Annotated in this window: 16 protein-coding genes; 3 read left to right on the forward strand and 13 right to left on the reverse strand. The window is 70.7% G+C overall.

The genetic code is table 11. The features are described 5' to 3' along the window. The first annotated feature begins 293 nt into the window (after positions 1 to 293). Positions 294 to 1,907 (forward strand): IS1182 family transposase, encoded by a 1,614-nt coding sequence (locus ACY1JF_RS27400; protein ID WP_462707944.1) that lies wholly within the window; start codon positions 294 to 296, stop codon positions 1,905 to 1,907. 584 nt (positions 1,908 to 2,491) lie between these two features. On the opposite strand, the gene ACY1JF_RS27405 is transcribed toward ACY1JF_RS27400, so the two are convergent. The 4 genes from ACY1JF_RS27405 to ACY1JF_RS27420 form a co-directional block, all read right to left on the reverse strand. Beyond that, complete coding sequence (locus ACY1JF_RS27405; RefSeq protein WP_462707945.1) at positions 2,492 to 4,264, reverse strand: DUF5605 domain-containing protein; 1,773 nt, start codon at positions 4,262 to 4,264, stop codon at positions 2,492 to 2,494. A 133-nt stretch (positions 4,265 to 4,397) separates the two neighbouring features. After that, positions 4,398 to 6,668, reverse strand: coding sequence for a family 78 glycoside hydrolase catalytic domain (locus tag ACY1JF_RS27410; protein WP_462707946.1), 2,271 nt, complete (start codon positions 6,666 to 6,668; stop codon positions 4,398 to 4,400). A 119-nt stretch (positions 6,669 to 6,787) separates the two neighbouring features. After that, positions 6,788 to 8,068, reverse strand: coding sequence for a glycoside hydrolase family 1 protein (locus tag ACY1JF_RS27415; RefSeq protein WP_462707947.1), 1,281 nt, complete (start codon positions 8,066 to 8,068; stop codon positions 6,788 to 6,790). Between the two features lie 20 nt (positions 8,069 to 8,088). Then, complete coding sequence (locus tag ACY1JF_RS27420) at positions 8,089 to 9,405, reverse strand: MFS transporter (RefSeq protein ID WP_462707948.1); 1,317 nt, start codon at positions 9,403 to 9,405, stop codon at positions 8,089 to 8,091. A gap of 190 nt (positions 9,406 to 9,595) precedes the next feature. On the opposite strand from ACY1JF_RS27420, the gene ACY1JF_RS27425 reads away from it, so the two are divergent. Next, positions 9,596 to 10,249, forward strand: coding sequence for a TetR/AcrR family transcriptional regulator (locus tag ACY1JF_RS27425; protein ID WP_462707949.1), 654 nt, complete (start codon positions 9,596 to 9,598; stop codon positions 10,247 to 10,249). Between the two features lie 29 nt (positions 10,250 to 10,278). Here the strand turns inward: ACY1JF_RS27425 and ACY1JF_RS27430 are convergent, their stop codons facing one another. The 9 genes from ACY1JF_RS27430 to ACY1JF_RS27470 form a co-directional block, all read right to left on the reverse strand. Next, complete coding sequence (locus ACY1JF_RS27430) at positions 10,279 to 10,560, reverse strand: transposase (protein WP_462707950.1); 282 nt, start codon at positions 10,558 to 10,560, stop codon at positions 10,279 to 10,281. A 927-nt stretch (positions 10,561 to 11,487) separates the two neighbouring features. After that, a complete protein-coding gene (locus tag ACY1JF_RS27435; protein WP_462707951.1) occupies positions 11,488 to 12,627 on the reverse strand; it encodes a phosphotransferase enzyme family protein in 1,140 nt (379 codons plus the stop codon). Next, a complete protein-coding gene (locus ACY1JF_RS27440) occupies positions 12,624 to 13,415 on the reverse strand; it encodes an ABC transporter ATP-binding protein (protein ID WP_462707952.1) in 792 nt (263 codons plus the stop codon). Before ACY1JF_RS27440 ends, ACY1JF_RS27435 begins: the two co-directional genes overlap by 4 nt. Next, positions 13,412 to 14,392: an ABC transporter permease gene (locus tag ACY1JF_RS27445; protein WP_462707953.1), complete on the reverse strand. Its 981-nt coding sequence runs from the start codon at positions 14,390 to 14,392 to the stop codon at positions 13,412 to 13,414. Before ACY1JF_RS27445 ends, ACY1JF_RS27440 begins: the two co-directional genes overlap by 4 nt. Continuing rightward, a complete protein-coding gene (locus tag ACY1JF_RS27450) occupies positions 14,389 to 15,474 on the reverse strand; it encodes an ABC transporter substrate-binding protein (protein WP_462707954.1) in 1,086 nt (361 codons plus the stop codon). The genes ACY1JF_RS27445 and ACY1JF_RS27450 overlap by 4 nt, the downstream gene beginning before the upstream one ends. Before the next feature lie 56 nt (positions 15,475 to 15,530). After that, positions 15,531 to 16,487, reverse strand: coding sequence for an ABC transporter substrate-binding protein (locus ACY1JF_RS27455; protein WP_462707955.1), 957 nt, complete (start codon positions 16,485 to 16,487; stop codon positions 15,531 to 15,533). A 48-nt stretch (positions 16,488 to 16,535) separates the two neighbouring features. Beyond that, positions 16,536 to 17,912 (reverse strand): LLM class flavin-dependent oxidoreductase, encoded by a 1,377-nt coding sequence (locus ACY1JF_RS27460; protein WP_462707956.1) that lies wholly within the window; start codon positions 17,910 to 17,912, stop codon positions 16,536 to 16,538. Positions 17,913 to 18,106: 194 nt separating this feature from the next. Further along, positions 18,107 to 18,253 carry a hypothetical protein gene (locus ACY1JF_RS27465; RefSeq protein WP_462707957.1) on the reverse strand — a complete coding sequence of 49 codons (147 nt, stop codon included), beginning with the start codon at positions 18,251 to 18,253 and terminating at the stop codon, positions 18,107 to 18,109. Between the two features lie 321 nt (positions 18,254 to 18,574). Further along, positions 18,575 to 19,285 carry a GntR family transcriptional regulator gene (locus ACY1JF_RS27470; RefSeq protein ID WP_462707958.1) on the reverse strand — a complete coding sequence of 237 codons (711 nt, stop codon included), beginning with the start codon at positions 19,283 to 19,285 and terminating at the stop codon, positions 18,575 to 18,577. A gap of 255 nt (positions 19,286 to 19,540) precedes the next feature. On the opposite strand from ACY1JF_RS27470, the gene ACY1JF_RS27475 reads away from it, so the two are divergent. Next, complete coding sequence (locus tag ACY1JF_RS27475; RefSeq protein ID WP_462707959.1) at positions 19,541 to 20,545, forward strand: sulfurtransferase; 1,005 nt, start codon at positions 19,541 to 19,543, stop codon at positions 20,543 to 20,545. The last annotated feature ends 119 nt before the right edge of the window (positions 20,546 to 20,664 follow it).

Genomic DNA, 20,664 nt, shown 5'->3' on the forward strand with positions numbered 1-20,664 from the left:
ATCTCGGCCAGCAACGTAGCGAGACTCCCGCGATAACCGCGGTCTCATGCCTGACCAGCAGAAATCACACATGAGGTTCGGAAAGAGAACGGCCTCTGAGCTTGACTCTGTCGGGGATCTTGGAGTTTCCCGGTGCGGCAGCATGGTCGACGGGATGATCGGGGGAGTTCCGCCGACCGTTGCAGCTGTCGAGGTGCCCGTTGTCCCTGCGCCCCCGTTCCGGTGAGCACGTTCCGCCTCTGACCGCGCGGGTCGCGCGGGCGAGCAACCCGGGTGGGACGACGGCGATATGGGTGCGGGACCGGCTGGATGGGCTGTGGTGCGACGAGGACTTCGCGGACTGGTACCCCAGGGACGGGCGGCCGGGTCTCTCGCCCGCTCAGCTGGCCACCGTCTGTGTGCTGCAGTTCCTGCTCGGTCTGTCGGACCGGCAGGCCGCCGAGGCGGTCCGCTGCCGCATCGACTTCAAGTACGCGATGGCCATGGAGCTGGACGATCCCGGCTTCCACCACAGTGTGCTGGGCGACTTCCGCGATCGTCTCGCCGAGGATGGCCGTGCCGACCGCCTCCTCGACCTCGCACTGGCCCGCCTGAAGGAGGCCGGTCTGGTGCGCGAGCGCACCACGCAGCGCACCGACTCCACGCACGTCTTGGCCGCGGTGCGTGACCTGACCCGCTTGGAACTGGTCACCGAGTCGGTTCGCGCCGCACTCGAAGAGGTCGCAGGCATCTCTCCTCATCTGCTGGACGAGCTGGTCGACGAGGGCTGGGGGCTGCGCTACGGCCGGCCGGTCCGCCTGGGGAAGAACCCCACCAAGCCCATGACCAGGATTCTTGCCACCGGCAACGACGCCGTCCGGCTTCTGGAACACCTCTACCGGCACGGAGCGGACCGCATGTCCGGTCCTCGCATCCAGGCATTGCGGCAGATCATGGTGCAGAACTATCACCGTGATGCCGCGGGACACCTGCGCTGGCGCACCGCCGAGAAAGAAGGCGGGGCGGGTCTGCCGCCGTCGTCGCGGGCGATCGTCTCGCCTTACGACACCTCGGCTCGCTACGCGAGGCACGGACACATCATCAGCTGGAAGGGGTTCGCCGCTCATCTGACCGAGACCTGTGCCCCCGACGGCCCCAACGTGATCACGGATGTCGCCACCACCGCGGCCACCACCCACGACAGCCAGGTCCTGCCCGGCATCCACACCCGCCTGGCGCGTCGCGGACTGCTGCCCGCCGAGCACCTGGTCGACGCCGGCTACACCTCCCTGCCCCACCTGGAACAAGCTGCCCGTGAACACCAGGTCACCGTCTCCGGGCCGCTGAAGAGCAACCCCACCCGCCAGCACCGCCGCGACGAGGGCTTCGCCCGGGACGACTTCCACATCGACTACGACAAGCAGCAGGTCACCTGCCCCCAGGGACAGGTCAGCGCGGGCTGGCACGGCCCCTACCCGACCTCCTCGCCCACCGCCGCCCCGCTGATCGTGGCCAGGTTCACCAAGAGCCAGTGCCGCCCCTGCCCGGCACGCACGCAGTGCACCAGCACCGCCGACAGCGCCCGCACCGTGGGATTTCCCCCGCGCGAGCTCCGTGACCTGCAACTCCGCGTCCGCGCCGAACAGCAGACGCCCGAGTGGAAGACCCGATACGCGGTCCGCTCCGGAGTGGAGAGCACGGTCAACGAGTTCGCCCACGGACACGGCATGCGGCGCTGCCGCTACCGAGGACAGGGAAAGGCCCACATCCAGCACGTCCTGACGGCCATCGCCGTCAACATCGAACGCCTCGGCGGACTGTCACCCGCTGAGGAAGCCCCCATACCCCGCCAGCCGACTGCCTTCCAGAACTACCTCGACCAGCGCGAGATCCCTCGCCTGAAGTCCTGGCGCACCCTGGGCAGTTGACTCCGACCGGCCCAAGATCCCCGACAGAGTCAAGCTCAGGCACCCGCCCAGTTTGACATCTCGCAGGCATGGGCTGACATCCGACGGGCCTGATCAAAGCTGTACGCATGGCCGGAGGGCGTCATCAGCGGGCGCAGATAGCGGCACATTCGTGGGGCACGGATGACGGCCGTCGCGGCGTACGCACGGTAAGTGATCTTGGGATGGATCACCCGTACACGCTCACCGACCGGACCCGTCAAGTGCCGGTAGCCGCCCCGCATATGGGTCCGGCCCCACCCCCGGCCCCTCCCCCACCACCGCCCTCTCATAGAGGTTCTCAGTCTAGATGCAGCAGTCTTATCCAACCTGCAAGACCGCAGGTCAAACAGCCCGTCGTGTCTCTAGAACCCGTCGCGATGTATGTGCGGTACCGCAGGTCAACGACAGACGGTCACAGCAACATCAATGAGACCTCACACCCGGTCCTCGCGTCGATGCGCTGCTGCCTTCGATCAGCACAGCTGCCGGCCGGTCCGAGCCGATCACGCACGTGATGCGTTCTCGGCCCGTCCGGACACTGCCCCTTTCGCGTATCCCTGCGGTCAGCCCTCGGCTCGGGACGTCACGCGCCTCAGCCGTACGGCCATGTACTCGCGACCGGGCAGATTCGCCTTGATCCGGCCTCGCGCCAGGCCCGGCTGGGTCTGGACGGTCATGTTCCAGGTGTCGATGACGTCGACCTCCCACCGCGAGTCCTGCGGGAGTTGGATCCAGCGGAAGGCGGAGCAGCCGAGGCCGAGATAGATGATGCGGTGATCCTCGTCGCCGCCGCACGGAACATCCCAGGGAGGGGAAGGCAGGGCCTCGATCCGGCCGCTGGGCACCTCGGCGGTGATGCGCGCCAAGAAGCGGATGCGCTCGGCCGACTCACCGCGCAGTACGCCTCCCTTCGCCCACCAGATGACTTCCTCTTCGTCGTAGTAGGTCTCCCCGTGGTTGACGTAGCCACCGCGCACGGCGCCCTCCCAGCATCGGCGCACGAGTTCACGTGCGCTGAGGTTCCCCCAGGTCGCGTCGGTGTCACCCTCGTAGCCGCACTCGTCGATGACGACCGGCTTGCCGTATTCCTCCCGCCACTGGGTGGTGTTCTCCGCGGTCCGGTAGGTGTCGACCCGCTGGATACTGCAGTGCGTGACCCAGGGGCGAGTGTGGTCGTAGAACCGCAGCCCGTTGTGGATGGAGGTGAGGTGACCGACGTGGTCCTCCCGCCCCACGACGTCCGCGATCCGCTCCCAGTCCTCATCGGTCTTGTGCGACAGCAGATCGTACTCATTGGCCAGTGCCCACCACACGTTCCGGTGCGCGGCCAGACGTCGCACCACGTATTGCACGAGGAGGTCGTCCGCCCAGGCCGGCATCGCGGAGAAACCCCACCGGTCGTAGGGGTGGAAGAGGATCAGATCCGCTTCCACTCCGATCTCCTGAAGTTGCTCGACGCGCCGCTCCAGGTGCTGGAAGAAGGCGGGGTCGAACCGGCTGAAGTCGAACGCTCCGTCGGAGTCGGGCACGTACGGGAAGAGTGACGGCTCGTTGGTGTTGTAGAAGTACGACTTTGGGAACACACACATCCGGAGTTTTGTGAATGGTGCGTCGGCAAGCGTGCGAAGTGTGGTCTCCTGCAGTTCCAGCGGCTGGTGGGTCCAGGCGTACGCCGTCGTACCGAGCGGGAGATACGGGGTCCCGTCCTGGTAGGCGAAGTGATAGGTGTCGCGTACGACGACCTTGCCCCGGTTGCCCGTCGACGGTGCGCCTGCCTCTACCGATCCGGTCAGTCCGTCCAAGGAGCGGGCGTTGGAGCGGGTTTCGAACGTCCAGGTGCCGGCGTCGGAGGGCTGGAACCGGATGCGGTAGGTTCCTCCGCCGTCGTAGAAGCCGCCGACCCGCACCTTTTCCGCGCCCGGGCGCTGGAAGACGGCGTCCAGCTCCACCTCGGTGAAGGGGTTGCCGTGGCTGGGGCCTTCCACCACCACCTCGGCGATTCCCCATTGCTCGGCATCGGACACGCTGGTCACCTTCGCCGAGGCCCGGGCGACGTCGGATGCTTCGTAGTCCGTGCCGGGTCGGCGGGGAGCCTCTTGGGGAACGCGCACCGGCGGGTTCGACGGCAGTGCCGCGAGGTCCCGCCACAACTCCTCCAGGGACGCGGGAGTCTCGCCGAGCGGAGTGTGGAAGGCCAGCATCTTCCCGAGGGGGACGGAGGGGAAGATCGTGAAATCGGGAGCATCGAGAATGCCTGGGATGTGGCGCTGCAGAACGGTGGCAGCCTCCTGCGCGGCCAGCAGGTCGGCCAGTGGCGTATCGGGGCCGAAGGGCATCGGTTTCTCCTGTCGGATGAACGGCAGATCGGCTGGGTTCGGCGATCTCTCGTAAGGAGACCTGTCCTGACCTCGCGGTTTCGGACACCGGGTCAGCGTCCGGAACTGTTTGACAAGCTTTAGCCAGGGCTTGTCATGCGGAGGTCGTCGGGGTGCGGCGCTCGTGTCGGCCCGCGCCGACGACCTCCTCCGCCGCGCCCGGCAGGCGCAGCACCGCCTCGGTGCCCTCCGGGACCGTGACGTCGACCGTGAGGGTCCCGTCGGTCATCGTCCACCGGACGGCTGCGGTGCCGTACGGCGTCTCCAGGCTGGTCATGGCCTGGTCTAGGCCGCCGCCCGGCCGGGGGGCGACCAGAATGCGCCGGTAACCCGGTTCGAGGGGGGCGAGGCCGCCGATCACCCGGTGCATCCAGTCGACGACGGCGCCCAGCGCGTAGTGGTTGAAGCTGGTCATCTCGCCGGGGTTGATGCTCCCGTCGGGAAGGATCGAGTCCCAGCGCTCCCAGATGGTCGTGGCGCCCATGGTCACCGGGTACAGCCACGACGGGCTTTCGGTCTGGAGCAGCAGCCGGTAGGCGGTGTCGAGGTGGCCGGTCAGGGAGAGCGCGTCGGTGACGAAGGGGGTGCCGGCGAACCCGGTGGAGATCCGGTGCCCGAACTTTTCGACCAGTTCGGCGAGGCGTCGGCCGGCGAACTCCTGGTCGGCTTCGTCCAGTACGCCGAAGACGATGGCCAGCGCGTACACGGTGGTGCAGTCGCTTTTGATGACGCCCTCGGTCACGTAGTGCCGGTTGACGGCGTCGCGCAGACCGTCGGCCATCGCCCGGAACTCGTCGGCCGCGGCGTGCTCGCCGAGCACCTCCGCGGTGCGGGCGACCAGGTCGGCCGTCCGGTAGGCGCACAGGGTGGCCACCACGTACCGGTCGGCCTTGGCCGCCCACGGCTGGTCCGGTGCGGCGTCGGGGTCGAGCCAGTCACCGAACTGCATGCCGGTGTCCCACAGTCCGTTCGGTGAGAGCTTGCCGCGGACTCGGCGGGTGTGGGCGAGCATCGAGGGGAACGCCTCGCGCAGCACCTGCGCGTCGCCGTACGCCATCCACAGGGCCCAGGGGACCCAGACGCTGGCGTCGCTCCACAGGGCGGAGGTGTCCGGTTCGCCGATGCCCTCCGGCGGGTCGATGTACTTCAGTACGTCGGGTACGACGTTGGGGACCAGGCCGTCCTGGGCCTGCTGTTCCAGGGCCAGGTCGCGCAGCCAGTCGCGCAGGAAGTCACGGGTGTCGAAGAGGAAGGCGGCGCTTGGTGCGAACGCGGAGAGGTCGCCGGTCCAGCCGAGGCGTTCGTCGCGCTGGGGGCAGTCGGTGGGGACGTCGAGGAAGTTGCCGAGCATGCCCCACACGGCGTTCTCGTGCAGCCGGTCGAGCAGTGGGTGGGAGGTCTCGAAGCGGCCGGTGCGGCGCAGGTCGGAGGAGACGACGACCGCGGTGAGCCCGCCGTGCTCGCGCAGCGCGTCCGCGCCGCCGGGCCAGCCCTCGATCTCGGCGTAGCGGAAGCCGTGGAAGGTGAGGGTCGGTTCGAAGACGTCCACGCCGCCGGAGAGGGTGAAGCGGTCGGTGGCCTTCGCCGTGCGCAGCGGACGCACCCCCAGTTCGCCGTCCTCCAGCACCTCCGCGTGGCGCAGGGTCACCACCTGTCCGGCCTCGCCGCGGACCTCGGCGCGGACCCAGCCGACCAGGTTCTGCCCGAAGTCCACCAGTACCTTGCCGCTCGGGGAGGTGAACACCTCCCGCGGGGCCAGCTCCGCGTGGCGGCGCACCGGCGGGCCGATGTAGGGCTCCAGGCGGGCGAGGTCGTCGTCCAGTACGCGCACTCCCGCCCATGTGTCGGAGGCGAATCCGGCCGACAGCCAGCCGTCGTCGTAGCGGCGGGCGTCGATGTCCTGCCCGTCGTAGAGGTCGTTGGCGGTGGTCGCCGACGGTCCCGCCGTCCAGGTCGCGTCGGTACCGGTGACCTGCTCGTGGCCGTCGGCGAACCGTACCCGTAGCTCGGCGAAGCCGGCCAGTTCGTCGCCGTAGAACGCCGAACCGCCGTTCCAGGTCAGTCGGCCCCGGTACCAGCCGTTGCCCAGGGCGAGGCCCAGGACGGTGGTGGGGGCCACCAGGGAGGTCACGTCCAGTTCCGCGTACCGCACCCGCCACTCGTAGCTGGACCAGCCGGGGGTGAGCAGGTCCTGTGAGGCCCGCCGGCCGTTGACCCATGCCTCGACGACTCCGAGGGCGGACAGGTACAGGGTCGCCGAGACGACCTCGCCGTGGCCTTCGTCCAGCCGGACCTCGCCGCGCAGCAGGGGGGCTCCGCCGAAGTCATCGTGGGGGGTGATCAGTCGGGCGTGCCAAGGGGACATGGGGGGCTCCGGGGTGGGGCGGGCGAGGGGTTGGGTGGGTGGTGGGGCGGTCAGGGGGGCCGGCGCTCCGGGATCCCGGTCAGGTGGGTCCGTGGGCGTCGGCTCCCGGTTCGGGGGCCTCAGGCGGGCTGAGCGGCCGGGGCGGCGGCTTCGGCGCCGTTGGTCCGCGCGGTGCCGCCGAGCCAGTACGCGCTCGGCTTCGGGGTGCGGAGCTGGGTGTCGCGGTCGACGGCGACGAGGCCGAACTTGGGGCGGTAGCCGAAGACCCACTCGTAGTTGTCGAACGCGGTCCAGGCGATGTAGCCGCGGACGTCGATGCCGTCGGCGAGGCATGCCGCGACGCCGGCGACCGCGGTGCGCAGGTAGGCGAGGCGCTGGGTGTCGTCCTCGGTGGCGAGGCCGTTCTCGGTGACGAGGACCGGGATCCCGGCGACGGCCGCCGCCTGGCGGATCGTGGCCTCCAGTGCCTGGGGGTAGATCTCCTCGCCCAGCTGGTTCACGGGCACGCCGTCCGGTACGGGGGCCGGCCCGTCGACGTCGAAGACGTGCCGGCCGTAGGTCTGCACGCCGACGAAGTCGTCGTCCCGGGAGGCCAGCAGGTACCGCTCGTTGACCTCGCGTCGCACCCGCTCGGCACGCTCCTCGCCGCCGGGGGCCGCCTGGATGTCGGAGTTGGCGAGCGTCCAGCCGACCGGGAGGCCGGGGCGGCGCGACTTGACGGCGGCGGTGCCCGCGCGGTGGGCGGCGAGTTTCACCTCGAAGGCTGCCTCGGTGGCCGTGAGCTGGAACGGTGCCACCCGCCGCGCCTCGATGCCGAGCCGTTCGGCCGCCGCCGCCCACATCGGCGTCGACGCCCGCTCCTCGGGAACCTCGCCGCCGATGCCGACGGCCGCCAGCAGCGCCGGCAGGTTGGGTTCGTTGAGGGTGCAGACGACGTCGACGAGATCGCCGAGGTGTTCGGTGACGACTTCGCAGTAGCGGGCGAAGCGCGCGGGCGTGCCGGGGTCCTCCCAGCCGCCGGCGGCGAGCAGCCAGCGGGGTGAGGCGAAGTGGTGGTAGGTCACCACGGTCCGCAGTCCGTGCTCCCGGCAGGTCTCCAGGACCCGGCGGTAGTGGGCGAGCGCCGCCGCCGAGAACTGTCCTTCCACCGGCTCGATCCGCGCCCACTCCAGTGAGAACCGGTAGCTGGTGAGGCCGAGGGAGGCGAGCAGCGCGATGTCCTCGCGGTAGTGGTGGTAGTGGTCGACCGCGTCGCCGGACGGTTCGGTGAAGATCGAACCGGGGAGTTGCTCCAGGAACCAGACGTCGCTGTTGACGTTGTTGCCTTCGACCTGGTGGCCGGCGGTGGCGACGCCCCAGTGGAAGTCGTCGGGGAAGGGGGAGTGGGGGGTGGTGTTCATGGTGTCCTTCCGCGGGACGTTCAGCGGACGCCCTTGACGAGGGTGACGGTGAAGCTGCCCACCAGGCACAGGGCGGCTGCCCCGAACCACAGGGCCTGGTAGTTGTGGCCCGCGCCGAGCGCCAGGACGGTCGGTGCGACGGCGGGCACGAGGATGTTGGGGATGTTGAGGGCGAGGCCGAAGACGGCCATGTCCTTGCCGGTGTCGCGGGCGTCGGGCAGGACCGCCGCGCAGAGCGCCAGGTCGGCGGTGAGGTACATGGCCTGGCCCATGGCGAAGACCACCCAGGCGACGATGAACTGCGCGTACGTGGTGGAGGTGCCGCCGGTGACCAGGGCGACCGACATCAGCACGGCGGCGAGCGCGACCAGCGGTTTGCGGCGGCCGGTCTTGTCGGACAGCCAGCCGGAGCCGATGAAGAACAGCACGCTGACCGGGGCGGAGATGAGGGAGAGCGTGCCCGCCTTGGCGCCCGCCTCGGCGATGGGCATGTGCAGGCCGTCCATCATGAAGTAGACGAAGTACGAGAACAGCGCCGTCATCGCGATGCCCGCGAGGAACCGGGAGAACCAGACCCAGCCGAAGTTGGGGTGCCGGCGCGGGTTGACCACGAAGGTGCGGGCGAGTGCCTTGAGGTCCAGCGGGGGCACCTCGCTGCGGAGCTTGACCGGGTCCTTGTAGAGGAGGAGCAGCGGCAGGCTGAGTACCAGGGCGAACAGGACCGGGGCCGTCATCATGAGCAGCGGGGTGCCGAGGAGGGCGGAGGCCAGGTAGGAGCCGGCCGACAGGGCGAGCGCGCCGAACATGCCCATGACGCCCATGACCCGGCCGCGCTTGTGCTCCGGCAGTCCTTCGACGGGGATCACGGCGTAGGCGTTGAAGCCGATCTGCGCGCCGAGGATGGCGACCAGGTAGGCCACGACGACGACGGCGGCGGAGGTCGTCGTGCCGATCACGGCGGTGCCGAGCAGCGCGACCAGGAGGCAGCCGACGATCCAGGGGCGCCGTCGGCCGAAACGGCTGGTGGTCCGGTCGGACAGGGCGCCGGCCAGGGGCGCGGCGATGAGCAGGCCGAGGGCGCTGATCGAGACGGCCGTGCTGTATGTGGCGTCCTTGGAGACCGGGTCGATGTCCGCCAGGCGCAGGGACAGGGCGGTGCTCAGGGTGAGCGACATGATGTACATGCCGACCGCCGCCACCATGATCATGGCCATGAGCCTGCGGGGTGAACCGCCGGCCGTAGTCGCCGGGGTGTCGGTGGGGTCCGTCGTGGTTGCGGGCACCGGCTCGCGGGGTGCTGGATCGTCGGCCTTCATCGCGGTGGTGAGGTCACTCATGTGGATCTCCTTCGGACCGGAGCCGCCATTGGCTCGGGGTGACCGCTGAGGCACCTGCCTCGGAGCAGGAACGTAAACTAAAGTTCACCGCAATGGAATATGTTCAACCGGTTTCTTTGACCGTTGTGGCAAACAATGTGGTGCGCTATCGTCTGGAGAACCCAGGTGGGGGCGTGGAGGAGTGGGCCGCATGAGTCAGCAGACGCGGGTGCCTGCCCGCCGGGGCAGGCGCGCGCCGTACGCGAACGGCGAGCGCAAGCGGGCGGAGTTGGTGAACGCGGCTTTCCAGGCGTTCGCGGAAAAGGGCTACCAAGGGCTCTCCATCCGGCAGATCGCCGAGAGCATCGGCACCAGCCACACCCTGCTGCTGCACCACTTCGGCAGCAAGGAAGCCTTGCTGGAGGCCGTGCTCAGACGCCGCGAGGAGATCGAGCGGCCCTGGCGGGACACGCTGATCGAGAAGCGGGGCCTGCTGCGGGCCGTCCCCGAGGTCATGCGCCACCACGAAGCGATCCGCGGCGTCATCCGGCTCGACCTGACCCTGCGGGCGGAAGCCGACGACCCGGGCCATCCGGCCCACGCGTTCATCCGCCGCCGGGACGCGGAGTTCGTCGAATCGGTCCGCGAGGAACTGAAACACGAACGCGCCGAGGGCCGGCTCAAGCCAGACCTCGACGTGAGCGTGCTGGCCCGCCAGATCACCTCCCTCATCGAAGGCGTCCAGGCCGCCTGGCTCTACGACGAGTCCATCGACATGGCCGGTCACCTGGAAGCGTTCATGGCACTCATCTCCCTCCCCGCAAGGAACCGAACGGCACCAGATCCATCAGATCAACGGCCCTGACCCGCAGCCGGTGATGACAGAGAGCGCCGCTACCCGAGGAGGATGCGGTGGCGAAGCAGGAGGAATCCTGCTCCTCCGTACACCTGGCGCGCGATCCGCTTGGTCTTGGTGTGGACTCCCTCGGCGGGACCGTTGCTGTACGGAAGCGTGAGCGCGGCGGTCACGGCATCGCGGTCACGCTCCAGACCCCGGGCGAAGAGATACGGATGGGACAGGTCGACGCCGCGGACCTGGACGATCCAGCACGAGAGCGCGTCGGCAATGCCAGCGTGTCGGCAATGCCGGCATGGGACACAAGGAGCGAGGCACAATCACTGATGCCTGCGACAAGTTGGATTACCTCGGAGCAGGCACCGATGAGCTTGGACAGGAACTCGTCCTCCTCCGCCTTGAGGCCGCCACGCATAGTCAGCAGCACCCGAGTAAGCCGGCGGTGGGAGATGTTCCTCAGCAGGTGAACGACACAGGTCTGGGCAATCGTCGGATCCGCCGATCATTGAACACTCCCGTCTCGGGCTCGTGTGGGCGGCCACGGAAGAAGCAGCGTGATGACCGCGCCGGAGGAGGAGCGGCGCGTGCAGGAAGCCGCGCGGCGGCATGCCCGCACCAGCGCCTTCACGGAGACGGAGATAGGTGGTCCCGGTTCTGTTGTCCGCCTCCTGGGACGCAGCAGGCACGGGAGCGGGTGGAGGCGGCGAAGACGCAGCTCGGCATGGAGCTGTGCGCCCGCATCCGCTCCAGAACCGCCACGGCCGGGCCGTTTGTGACGGCTCTTGGACGGTGTCGCAGAGCCAGATGACGATCGCGGTGACGGTCAGGGTGGCGTCGAAGACGTCGTCGCGCTTGCCGTGACGGGTGACCACCACGCGGAACTGTCTCCCCTTGTCCACGCACCGCTCGACCGCGTTGCGGCGGTGCCGGGCCTTCTCCCGCGCTGCCGGGCGACGGGTATCCGCCTCGCCGAGGAGACCGACGGCCGCTTCGGCCCGGCCCCGGCCTCGGCCGACGACGGTCAGGACCGGGGCATCGGGACGCGCGTCCTCCCGATGGTCACGCAGGTGGCACGGCTGCCGGACAGAACGAGGATCCTCCTGCGGGGGGCGCGGCCGCAGACCGTCACCAGGGCCATCCGCTCCTGCGGCAGGAATGGCCTGCGACGGGCCGGTGCGTCCGCCGGGACGGATAGGCGCGGTCGCCGGGCGTGGTGCTGGATGCGGGTTCTGGGCCCGGGTCTCCCGTCACCTCCTGGCCAGCCCGTCGGCCGTCTCGCGCAGTCGGCTCAGGGCCGCCCGTCCCGGTTCCGTCGTGAACCAGCGGGTGTGGTTCGTGAAGTACGCGCGGGCCAGAGCCGTGTTGGCGGCCGAGCGGGTGACCTCGTGGAAGTAGTGCATCTCGGACAGCGCGTACTCCGCGTTGACCAAGGGCAGCATCAGCGGCAGGGCCTCGGCCTCGGCGTTTGTGAGGGGGCGGGTCGCGGCGTAGCCCTTCAGCAGGGCCGTCATGTGCGCGTGGTGGACGGGGACCTGGCCGCCGGGCAGCTCCAGCCAGCCGAAGACGTTGCGTTCCAGGGCCACCGCGAGGTCGTGGACGGCCGTGGTGCGGTCGCTGAGGTTGAAGTCGAGCACCGTGGCGACGGTGTCCGTGCCGCCGGCGGTGCCCCACAGCAGGTTGGAGGCGTGCCAGTCGTTGTGCGTCCACAGCGGTTCCAGCTCGTGCAGGACGGGGGCGAGTTCGGCGTGGAAGGGGAGGTGCCAGCGGAGCAGGTCGGCGTCGACCGGGTCCGCTCGCAGCGCTTCCCCCAGGGCCGGCCGCGCGGCCGTGTAATCGGCCAGGGCTCCCCTGGGATCGGGGGCGGCGAAGATGCCGAAGGAGGACACCAAGGGCTTCGGGCGGCGCGCCGGGGCGTCGTAGCCCTCCGAAGCCAGGTGCAGGCGTGCCAGGGCCCTGCCCGCCTCGTGTGCGTGGCGGGGCGAGGTGAACGGGGTCCAGGACAGGGCGTCCTGGTAGAGGTCCCTCCCCTGGCCCATGGAGTGCGCCTCGTAGGTCCACTCGCCGCGGGAGGCACTCGTGAGGACCTCCACCACCGGGGCGCCGTTCGCCCGCAGGTGGCGCAGGAACGCGTGCTCCTCCGCCAGGTCCTGCGGCGTCCGGACGCTCACGTGGTGGCGTTTGAGGAAGACCTCGTGGCCCTCGTGCTCGACCACGGCCGCCGCCGACAGCGGGCGGGGGCTGTGCCAGCGCAGCCGTACGGGTCCGCCGCCCAGGACGTCCGCCGCCTCCTGGGCGGTCAGCGGGGCCCAGTCGGGTTCCACCCGGTCGTAGCCGAGGCCGTGGGTGGCCGGGGCGGCGGGGGCCGTGTCGTCGCGGACGCCGGTCACCGTGCGGCTTCCGCGGGGGCGGCGAGGGCCGCGAGGACGCATGCCTCGACCGTGGCGGCCGTGGCCGGGTCCAGGACGCGCGGCCCGTCACCGGTGTGCGGCGGGCGGGGCACCTCGATGCGCGCGGTGACCGAGGCCGGTCGCGGGGACAGAACGTGCACGGTATCGGCCAGCAGGACCGCCTCGCGGATGTCATGGGTGACGAGTACGACCGTCCAGCGGTAGGTGTGCCACATACGGGCCAGCCAGCGCTGGAGGTCGTGGCGAGTGAGGGAGTCCAGCGCGCCGAACGGCTCGTCGAGCAGCAGCAGCGGCCGCTCCAGCACGACGGTGCGCAGCAGCGCCGCGCGCTGGCGCATACCGCCGCTGAGTTGGTGGGGATAGCTGCCCTCGAAGCCGTCCAGGCCGAACGCCTCGAACAGGCCGGCGGCACGGCGCCGGGCCTGCGCCTTCCGTATCCCCTGAGCCTCCAGTCCCAGCGCGGTGTTGGCCAGGATCGTCCGCCAGGGAAACAGCAGGTCCTTCTGCGGCATGTACGCCACCCGCCCGGAACGGGTGCGCGGCGGCTCCCCGTCGACCAGGATCTCGCCGGCCGTCGGCGCCTGCAGGCCGGCGATCAGATTGAGCAGGGTGCTCTTGCCGCTGCCGCTCGGTCCGATCACGGCAGCGAACTCGCCCGGTGCCACGGACAGTTCGAGACCGCGCAGGACGTCCAGGCCGTCGTAGCGCTTGCCGACGCCGCGCAAGCGCAGCCGGGGCTCCGGTGCGGGGCCGGGTGGGGTGGTCATGGGTGTTCCTTTCGCCGGGCCGTCCGCTCCCAGGGCAGGACGAGGCGTTGGAGGAGGTACGTCGCAGCGAACAGGACGATGCTCAAAACCGCGGTCACGGCCACCGCCGCGAAGACCAAGTCGGTGCGGAAGGCGCTCTTTTGCGCCTGCATGTAGATGCCGAGCCCGTTCTCCGCGCCTGCGTACTCGGCGAACACCGCGCCGACCACGGCGTAGGTGACGCTCACGCGCAGTCCCGCGAAGAAGTACGGCATCGCGCTGGGCACCCGCACCATCACGAACGCCCGCACCCGGCCCGCGCCCAGCGAACGCAGCAGCCGCATGGCCTCCGGATCGGCGGAAGCGAAACCGGCAGCCAGGTTCGCGGTGAGCGGGAAGAACGTGGCGAGCGTGACCACCAGCATTTTCGGGAAGAGACCGAACCCGAACCAGATGATCAGCAGCGGTGCCACCGCCACGATCGGGATGGTCTGGGAGGCGACCAGCAGCGGGTACAGGCCGCGGCGGGCCCAGACAGAGAAGTCCAGCAGGACCGCCACCACCCAGGCGGCGGCGAACGACATCCCAAAGCCGGCGATCGTCTCCTGGAGGGTGGGCAGCGTGGCGTCCCACAGGGCCTGCCGGTTCTCCCAGCCCTGGGTGAGGACCCGCCAGGGGCCGGGCAGCACAGTCGGGTCCACGGCCGCGGTGGTGGTGTAGAGCTGCCAGACGGTGAGGAGCGCGGTGACGACGAGCAGCGGGGGCAGGACGACGGAGGGCGAGCGTGTCCCGGCGCGGGCGGCGGGCGCGGCGCCGGGCGGGCGGGTGCCGCCCCGGCCCGGCGCCCCCGCTTCCGTCCCCGGCCCCGGCCCCGGCCCTGTCCCGGTCCCGGTTCCGGTCTCGGTCTCGGTTCCGGTCCCGGTCCCGGTCTCGGTTCCGGTCCCGGTTCCGGTCCCGGTCTTGGTTCCGGTCCCGGTCTCGGTGGGGGGCGCGGTCATGACTTCTCCGGCAGGTAGTCGTTGGTGAACCAGGACGACGTGTCGGGCTTGGCGGTCAGCTTCTTGCCATTGGCGTCGCTGAGCAGATCGGACTCGTATTCGAAGTCGGCGAAGGCCTGCCAGCGGTCGGCGGACTGGGTGCCGAGGCTGCCGTCGGCGTCCTCGTAGTAGGAGTCGGCGAGCATCTTTTCGCTCTCCCGTACCAGTTCGGTGTTGGTCAGGACGCTCTTGTTGGCCTTGATCAGCAGGTCGGCGGCCTTGGAGGGGCTGTCGACGGCGTAGGCGTACCCGCGTTCCACCACGCCGAGGAACTTCTTCGCCGTGGCGGTGTTCGCCTTGAGGTACTGGTCGGAGGAGGCGATGAGGGTGGAGTAGATGTCCGGGAAACCGTAGTCGCCGAGTTCGAAGTTCTTCAGCGGCTTGCCCTTGAGCTTCGCCTCCAGCCCCTCCCAGGTGGGCATCGGCATCGCGAAGTCGGCCTTGCCCGCGTACAGCGCCGAGTAAGCGGAGGTGCTGAGCGTGACGGACGTGAAGTCGCCCTTGCCGCCGTCGTTCCTGATGACCGACTGCAGCAGCGGCTTCTCGTAGGCGGCGCCGAATCCGGCGTACGTCCTGCCGTCCAGGTCCCTGGGGGAGTCGATGTCGTCACGTTCGGCGGAGACCGCGATGGTGACGTTGGTCTTCTGCGTCACCGCGTAGACGGAGGTGATGTCCTGGCCGGCGGACCGGGCAGCGGTGATGCCCTCCTGGTAGGAGATGCCGAAGTCGGCTTTGTGGCCGGCGAGGAGTGTCTCGGGGGACGTCGAGCCGTAGGGCACGATCTTCAGGTCGATGCCGGCGTCCTTGAACCAGCCGAGCTGCTGGGCGACGTAGATGCCGGTGTGGTTGGTGTTCGGCGTCCAGTCCAGGGCGACGGTGACCTCGGTGAGCTTCCTGCCGCCGTCGTCGGAGGTGGAGGAGGAGCCGGAGGAGCAGGCGGTGGTGGCGAACAGGGTGCCGGCGGCGGTGGTCGTCAGTACGAGACGAAGGGCTCTGCGCGGGACGCGAAAGGGGTACGGGGAGTGGAGGCGAAAGGGGTTCACTGGCCGGGCTCGTTTCTGTGACGGGAGGATGGTGGTGCCGGGAGGGGGCGGTGGCGTCACGCGCCGGTGCGAAGGACCGGGGCGGGAGCCGGGGCCGCGGTGTTCCACGGCAGCAGGCCGGTGAGGTAGGCGTCGCGCCAGCCGTCGGCGGTGGGCAGGACACCGCGGTCGGCGAGCCAGTGGGCGTAGGGGCCCATGCGGTGCTCGGCGATGACGCCCCAGCGGCCGTCGGGGTCGGTCCAGGTCGGTGCCACGAGCGCCAGCGAGCGGGCGATCAGGGGGCGCGGGAAGTAGGGGATGACGCGTTCGAGGAGGGCGAGGGTGGCGGGCTGGTCGGCGGCAGCCTCGGCGTAACCGCGGGCGGTGGCGGCGAGGAACCGGCCGACCGCCCCGGGGTCCGCGCGGACCGTCTCCTCGTGGGCCCCCAGCAGGTAGCTGTGGTAGCGAGGAGCGCCGATCTCGTCCACGGGCCAGGTCAGGCGGCGTTCCTCGGGAAGGTCGCCACGCAGCGCGTCCCAGGACCAGTAGACGCCGAAGGTGGCGTCGGCCTCGCCCGCCTCCAGGTCATCGACGGTGAGTTCACGGTATCCGGCGTCGACGGTGATCACGGCATCGGGGTCGCCGCCGTCCGCGGCGACCAGGTGCCGGACCAGGGCCCGGCCGCGCGGGGTCGGGTTGTACGCCAGGCGCCGTCCGGCCAGGTCGCGGGGGCGGGTTATGCCGCGGCCGGTGACGGTCTGCACGGCTTCCAGGGCACGGTGATTGACGGCGGCGACGGCGACCAGGGGCTGTCCATGGGCACGGCGCACCAGGAGCCGGTTGGGCGGGAAGAGACCGAAGTCGGCCCGGCGGCGGGCGAGGTACTCCAGGGTGTCGCCACGCCCGGGGTCCTGCACGGACAGTTCGACGTCGAGTCCGGCCTCCCTGTACCAGCCGCGTTCGCGGGCGACGAAGAGGCCGGCCGAGTTGGGCCAGGGGTGGAAGTAGTCGAGCATGACGCGGATGTGGGACACGACGGCTCCGGGGATGGGACGGGGTGAAAAGGGGTGCGGCGGGGCGGGTCAGGAACGGCGGTGGCGGGCGCCCGGGTGGTCAGCGGGCAGCCGGGTGCGGCCGGCGCCGAGGGTGTGCTCGCGCAGGGTGGTGCCTTCGTACTCGGTCCACACCCGGCCGCGGCGCTGGAGTTCGGGGACGACGAGGTCGACGAAGTCGCGCAGGGTGACGGGCGGTACGGGGTCGGCGATGTTGAAGCCGTCGAGGTCGGCCTCCTCCGCCCACCGCTCCAGTTCGTCGGCGACGGTGCCGGGTGAGCCGACGAGGACCGGTCCGCCGCCGCCCACTCCGACGAACTCGGCGATCTCGCGCGGGGTCCAGGTGCGGTCGGGGTCGAGGCGGGTGAACACTTCCAGCAGGCCCCGGATGCCCTCGGTGTCGGCGTACTGCAGGGGGGTGTCGGGGTCCAGTCGCGACAGGTCGATGCCGAGGAGGGCGCTGTAGCGGGCGAGGCTGCCCTCCAGGGAGGAGTAGGAGCGGTACTCCTCGTACTTGGCGCGGGCCTCGGCGTCGGTGGGTGCCGTGATGACCGTGGCGATGGCGAAGAAGCGGACCCTGCGGGGATCGCGCCCGGCGTCGGCGGCGGCGGTGCGGACGGCGTCCACGAGGGTGCGGGCCAGGGCGGGACTGTACGCGGACAGGAACACGCCCTCGGCGTGGCGTCCGGCGAAGGCCCGTCCGGCGGGTGAGGTGCCGGCCTGGTACAGCACCGGGGTGCGCTGCACGGACGGCTCCGACAGCGCGATGTCCGGGACGGTGAACCAGCGGCCCTTGTGGTCGACGGGATGCACCTTGGCCGGGTCGGCGAACACCCCCGAGGCCGCGTCGCGCACCACGGCGTCGTCCTCCCAGCTGCCCTCCCACAGCTTGTAGACGACCTCCATGAACTCCTCGGCGATCTCGTACCGTTCGTCGTGCGGGATCTGCCGGGTCAGTCCGAGGTTGCGGGCGGCGCTGTCCAGGGCGGAGGTGACGATGTTCCAGCCGATCCGCCCGTTGCTGAGGTGGTCGAGGGTGGTCATCTTCCGGGCGAACGCATAGGGCAGTTCGTAGGTGGAGGAGACGGTGACCGCGAATCCCAGGTGGGTGGTGGCGGCAGCGAGTGCGCTGATCAGGAGCAGCGGGTCGTCGGTAGGGGTGTTGATGCCGTCGCGCAGGGCGGCGTCGGTGGACCCCCGGTAGACGTCGAGGGGGCCGAGGGCGTCGGCGATGAACAGGGCGTCGAAACAGCCGCGTTCGAGGATTCGTGCGGTCTCCGTCCAGTGTCCGAGGTCTCGGTAGCGGTGTGCCTGGCTGTCGGGGTGACGCCACAGGCCCATCGCGGTGTGTCCGACGGTCGACTGGCGCAGGCCGTTGAGGCGTATACGGCGCGGGGAAGAGGTCACGGGAGGCTCCGGTTCAGCGGAAGTCGCGAGGGGAAGAACGGACGAGGGCGCGCGGGAGGGCGCGCGGGAGGGGGCGCGGGAGGGGGCGCGGGACAGGCGGGAGGGGCGGGGCCGGGGGCCTCGTACGGCCGGGGCTCGCGGATGTGCGCCCGCGCGGGCGGGGCGTGCGGCGGGAGGGCGGCGGCGGGCGCGGATCAGCCGGCGGTACAGAAGGCGCTGGCGCAGCGTCCGTGGTCGATGTGACGGCGCAGCGTGAGGAGACGGCCGCGGCCGTCGAGGGGAGAACGGGAGGAATGGGAGCGGTGGGTGGACGGCGCACCGCGCGGCGGCTGCTGGGTCATCCGTGGCTCCTTTCCTGATTCCGGACGGCCGGTTGCCGGACGGCGGGGCGACGGTCCTCCGGGGACGGCCGCGGTGGGGGATGACGGTGGTCCGCGCCCGGCGCGGAAGTCTCGGTGGCCGCGTCGATCGCGGGGGCTCGGGGCCCTGTGGCCCCGTGGTCTCGTGGTCGAGACGCGCGAGGAATGCGAGGGACGCGGGGAGTTCTGGTTGTGTTTGTCAGTGAATCCTCTGCCGAGTGGCGGTGATCCTAACACCCCTTCGTGCAGGCTCCACCGGGCGTCCGCATCCCGGCGCACCGTCCCCGCGGACGGGGCCGCCGCTCACAGCGGCACGTCCGCGTCGTCCTTGACCAGTGCGCTGATCCGCTGTTCCAGGCTCCGGCGCAGGTGTGCGCGGGCGGCTTCGCGGGCGCGGTCGGGGTCGTGGTCGTGCAGAGCGCGCAGGATCGCGTCGTGTTCCCGCTGCTGCTCCTCGACGCCGCCGAACGGGGACGGCGGGCCGCTGTCGTAGATGCGGAGCCTGGCGGTGAGCCGGACCAGGAGTTCGGTGACGGTGGCGTTGTGCCCCGCCTGCCAGAGCAGTTCGTGGAAGCGAAAGCTCGCCGTGCGGGCCGTCGCTGTCCCGTCACCGGCCTCGGCGGAGAGGATCACCTCGTGCTGGCGGCGCAGCCGGGCGAGGTCCAGTTCGGTGGCGCGCAGGGCGGCACTGCCGGCGGCCTCGGCCTCCAGCGCGATGCGTGCCTCGTAGATCTCCACGACGTCCTCGGCCGTACCGGAGCGGACCCGGAACCCGCGCTGGGCGCGTTCCAGCAGACCGTCGTGCTCCAACAACGCGAGGGCTTCGCGCATGGGGGTCCGCGAGACGCCGTAGTCGCTGCTCAGCACGGTCTCCATCAGCGCCGAACCGGGAGGGAACCGGCCCTCCATGACGTCCCGGCGCAGCCGCCAGTACAGCTCCGAACCCGAGGGCGGGACCTCGGCGGGGGCGGTCTGCGTCTCGGGTGCGGACGCGGACGGGGTGTGTCGCGGCATGGCGGTCCTCGACCGGTCGACGGGACCCGGCCCGGCGGCCGGGCGGCAACCGGAACCGGGGGTGCGGATACGGACAGGAAAGACAGTACAGGAAACGTATTCATACGTATACGCTCTTGTCTCGTCGCCTCGATGTGAGCGGGCGACGATCTGCCCCGGGCGGGCGCACGGTCACGCGCGACCGCCACGGGATCCCCTCCCCCGGCCCCCCGGTCTGCCGGTCTTCGGCACCGGGCCTGTACGAAAGGCGGCGGCATGACGCAGGGCACGCCCGGCACCCACGGCGGAGACGTGCACGGCGGGGGCCCGTTGATCGGCGCCGGTGAACTCGCCCGCCTGCTTGCGGGAGATGCGGCGTCCCCGGCAGGAGAGGCCGGCCGCCGCGTACTGCTTCTCGATGCGAGCGTCGCGCTCGCGCAGCCCGAGCACGACGGCGACTACCGGGCCGACTCGGGTGCCGCCGCCTGGGCCGAGGGCCACATACCGGGTTCACGGCACGTGGACCTGCTGACCCGGTTCACGGACAGGACGGCGCGCTACCACTTCGCCCACCCCTCCCGCGAGGCGGTCCGGCGGGAACTCGCCTCGCTGGGCGCCACCGAGGACACCACCGTCGTCCTCTACGACCAGGGTCCGCTGCAGTGGGCGGCCCGGCTGTGGTGGGTCCTGCGGGATGCCGGGGTGACGGCGCGCGTCCTGGACGGCGGACTGCCGGCCTGGGCGGGGGCCGGCTTCCCCGTGACCCCGGCGGCCGGCCAGGACACCACGGAGCCGGCCACAGGCACCGCGGCCGCGGCAACCACCCCCTTGATCCCACCAGGCGACCCCTTCCCCCGCGCGTCGGCAGGCGACGCCGGCCGGCCGTCACTGTGGATCGGCAAGGAAGACGTCCGCGCCGTCAGCGAGGGACACGCCCCCGGCACGCTCGTGTGCGCGCTGGGCACCGCGCACTTCGAGGGCACCACCCCGACCCGCTACAGCAGGCGGGGCCGCATCCCCGGCAGTGTGAGCCTGCCCGCCCAGGACGCCGTGGCCTGCGACGGACGGCTGCTGGACGGCGCCGGACTCGGCGCCTACGCGGAGCGGCTGGCGCACGGCGCCGCGGGCCCGGTCGTCCTGTACTGCGGCGGCGGCATCTCCGCCTCCCTCACCGCGCTCGCCCTCACCCTGGCCGGGCGGGAAGAAGTGGTCATGTACGACGGCTCACTGGAGGAATGGACCGTCGATCCAGAACGCCCTGTACTGACCGGCCCCCACTGACCGGCACCACCGACCGGGGCGAGGCCCGTCATCTTTTCCCCGGTCCTGCAGGAGGGCCGCTGGCCTCCGGGCCCGGCATGGCTGTTGCCCCCTGTCGACGAGATGACCTGGGGGTGGTG

This window comes from Streptomyces sp. SYSU D01066-1 (genome assembly GCF_054956795.1).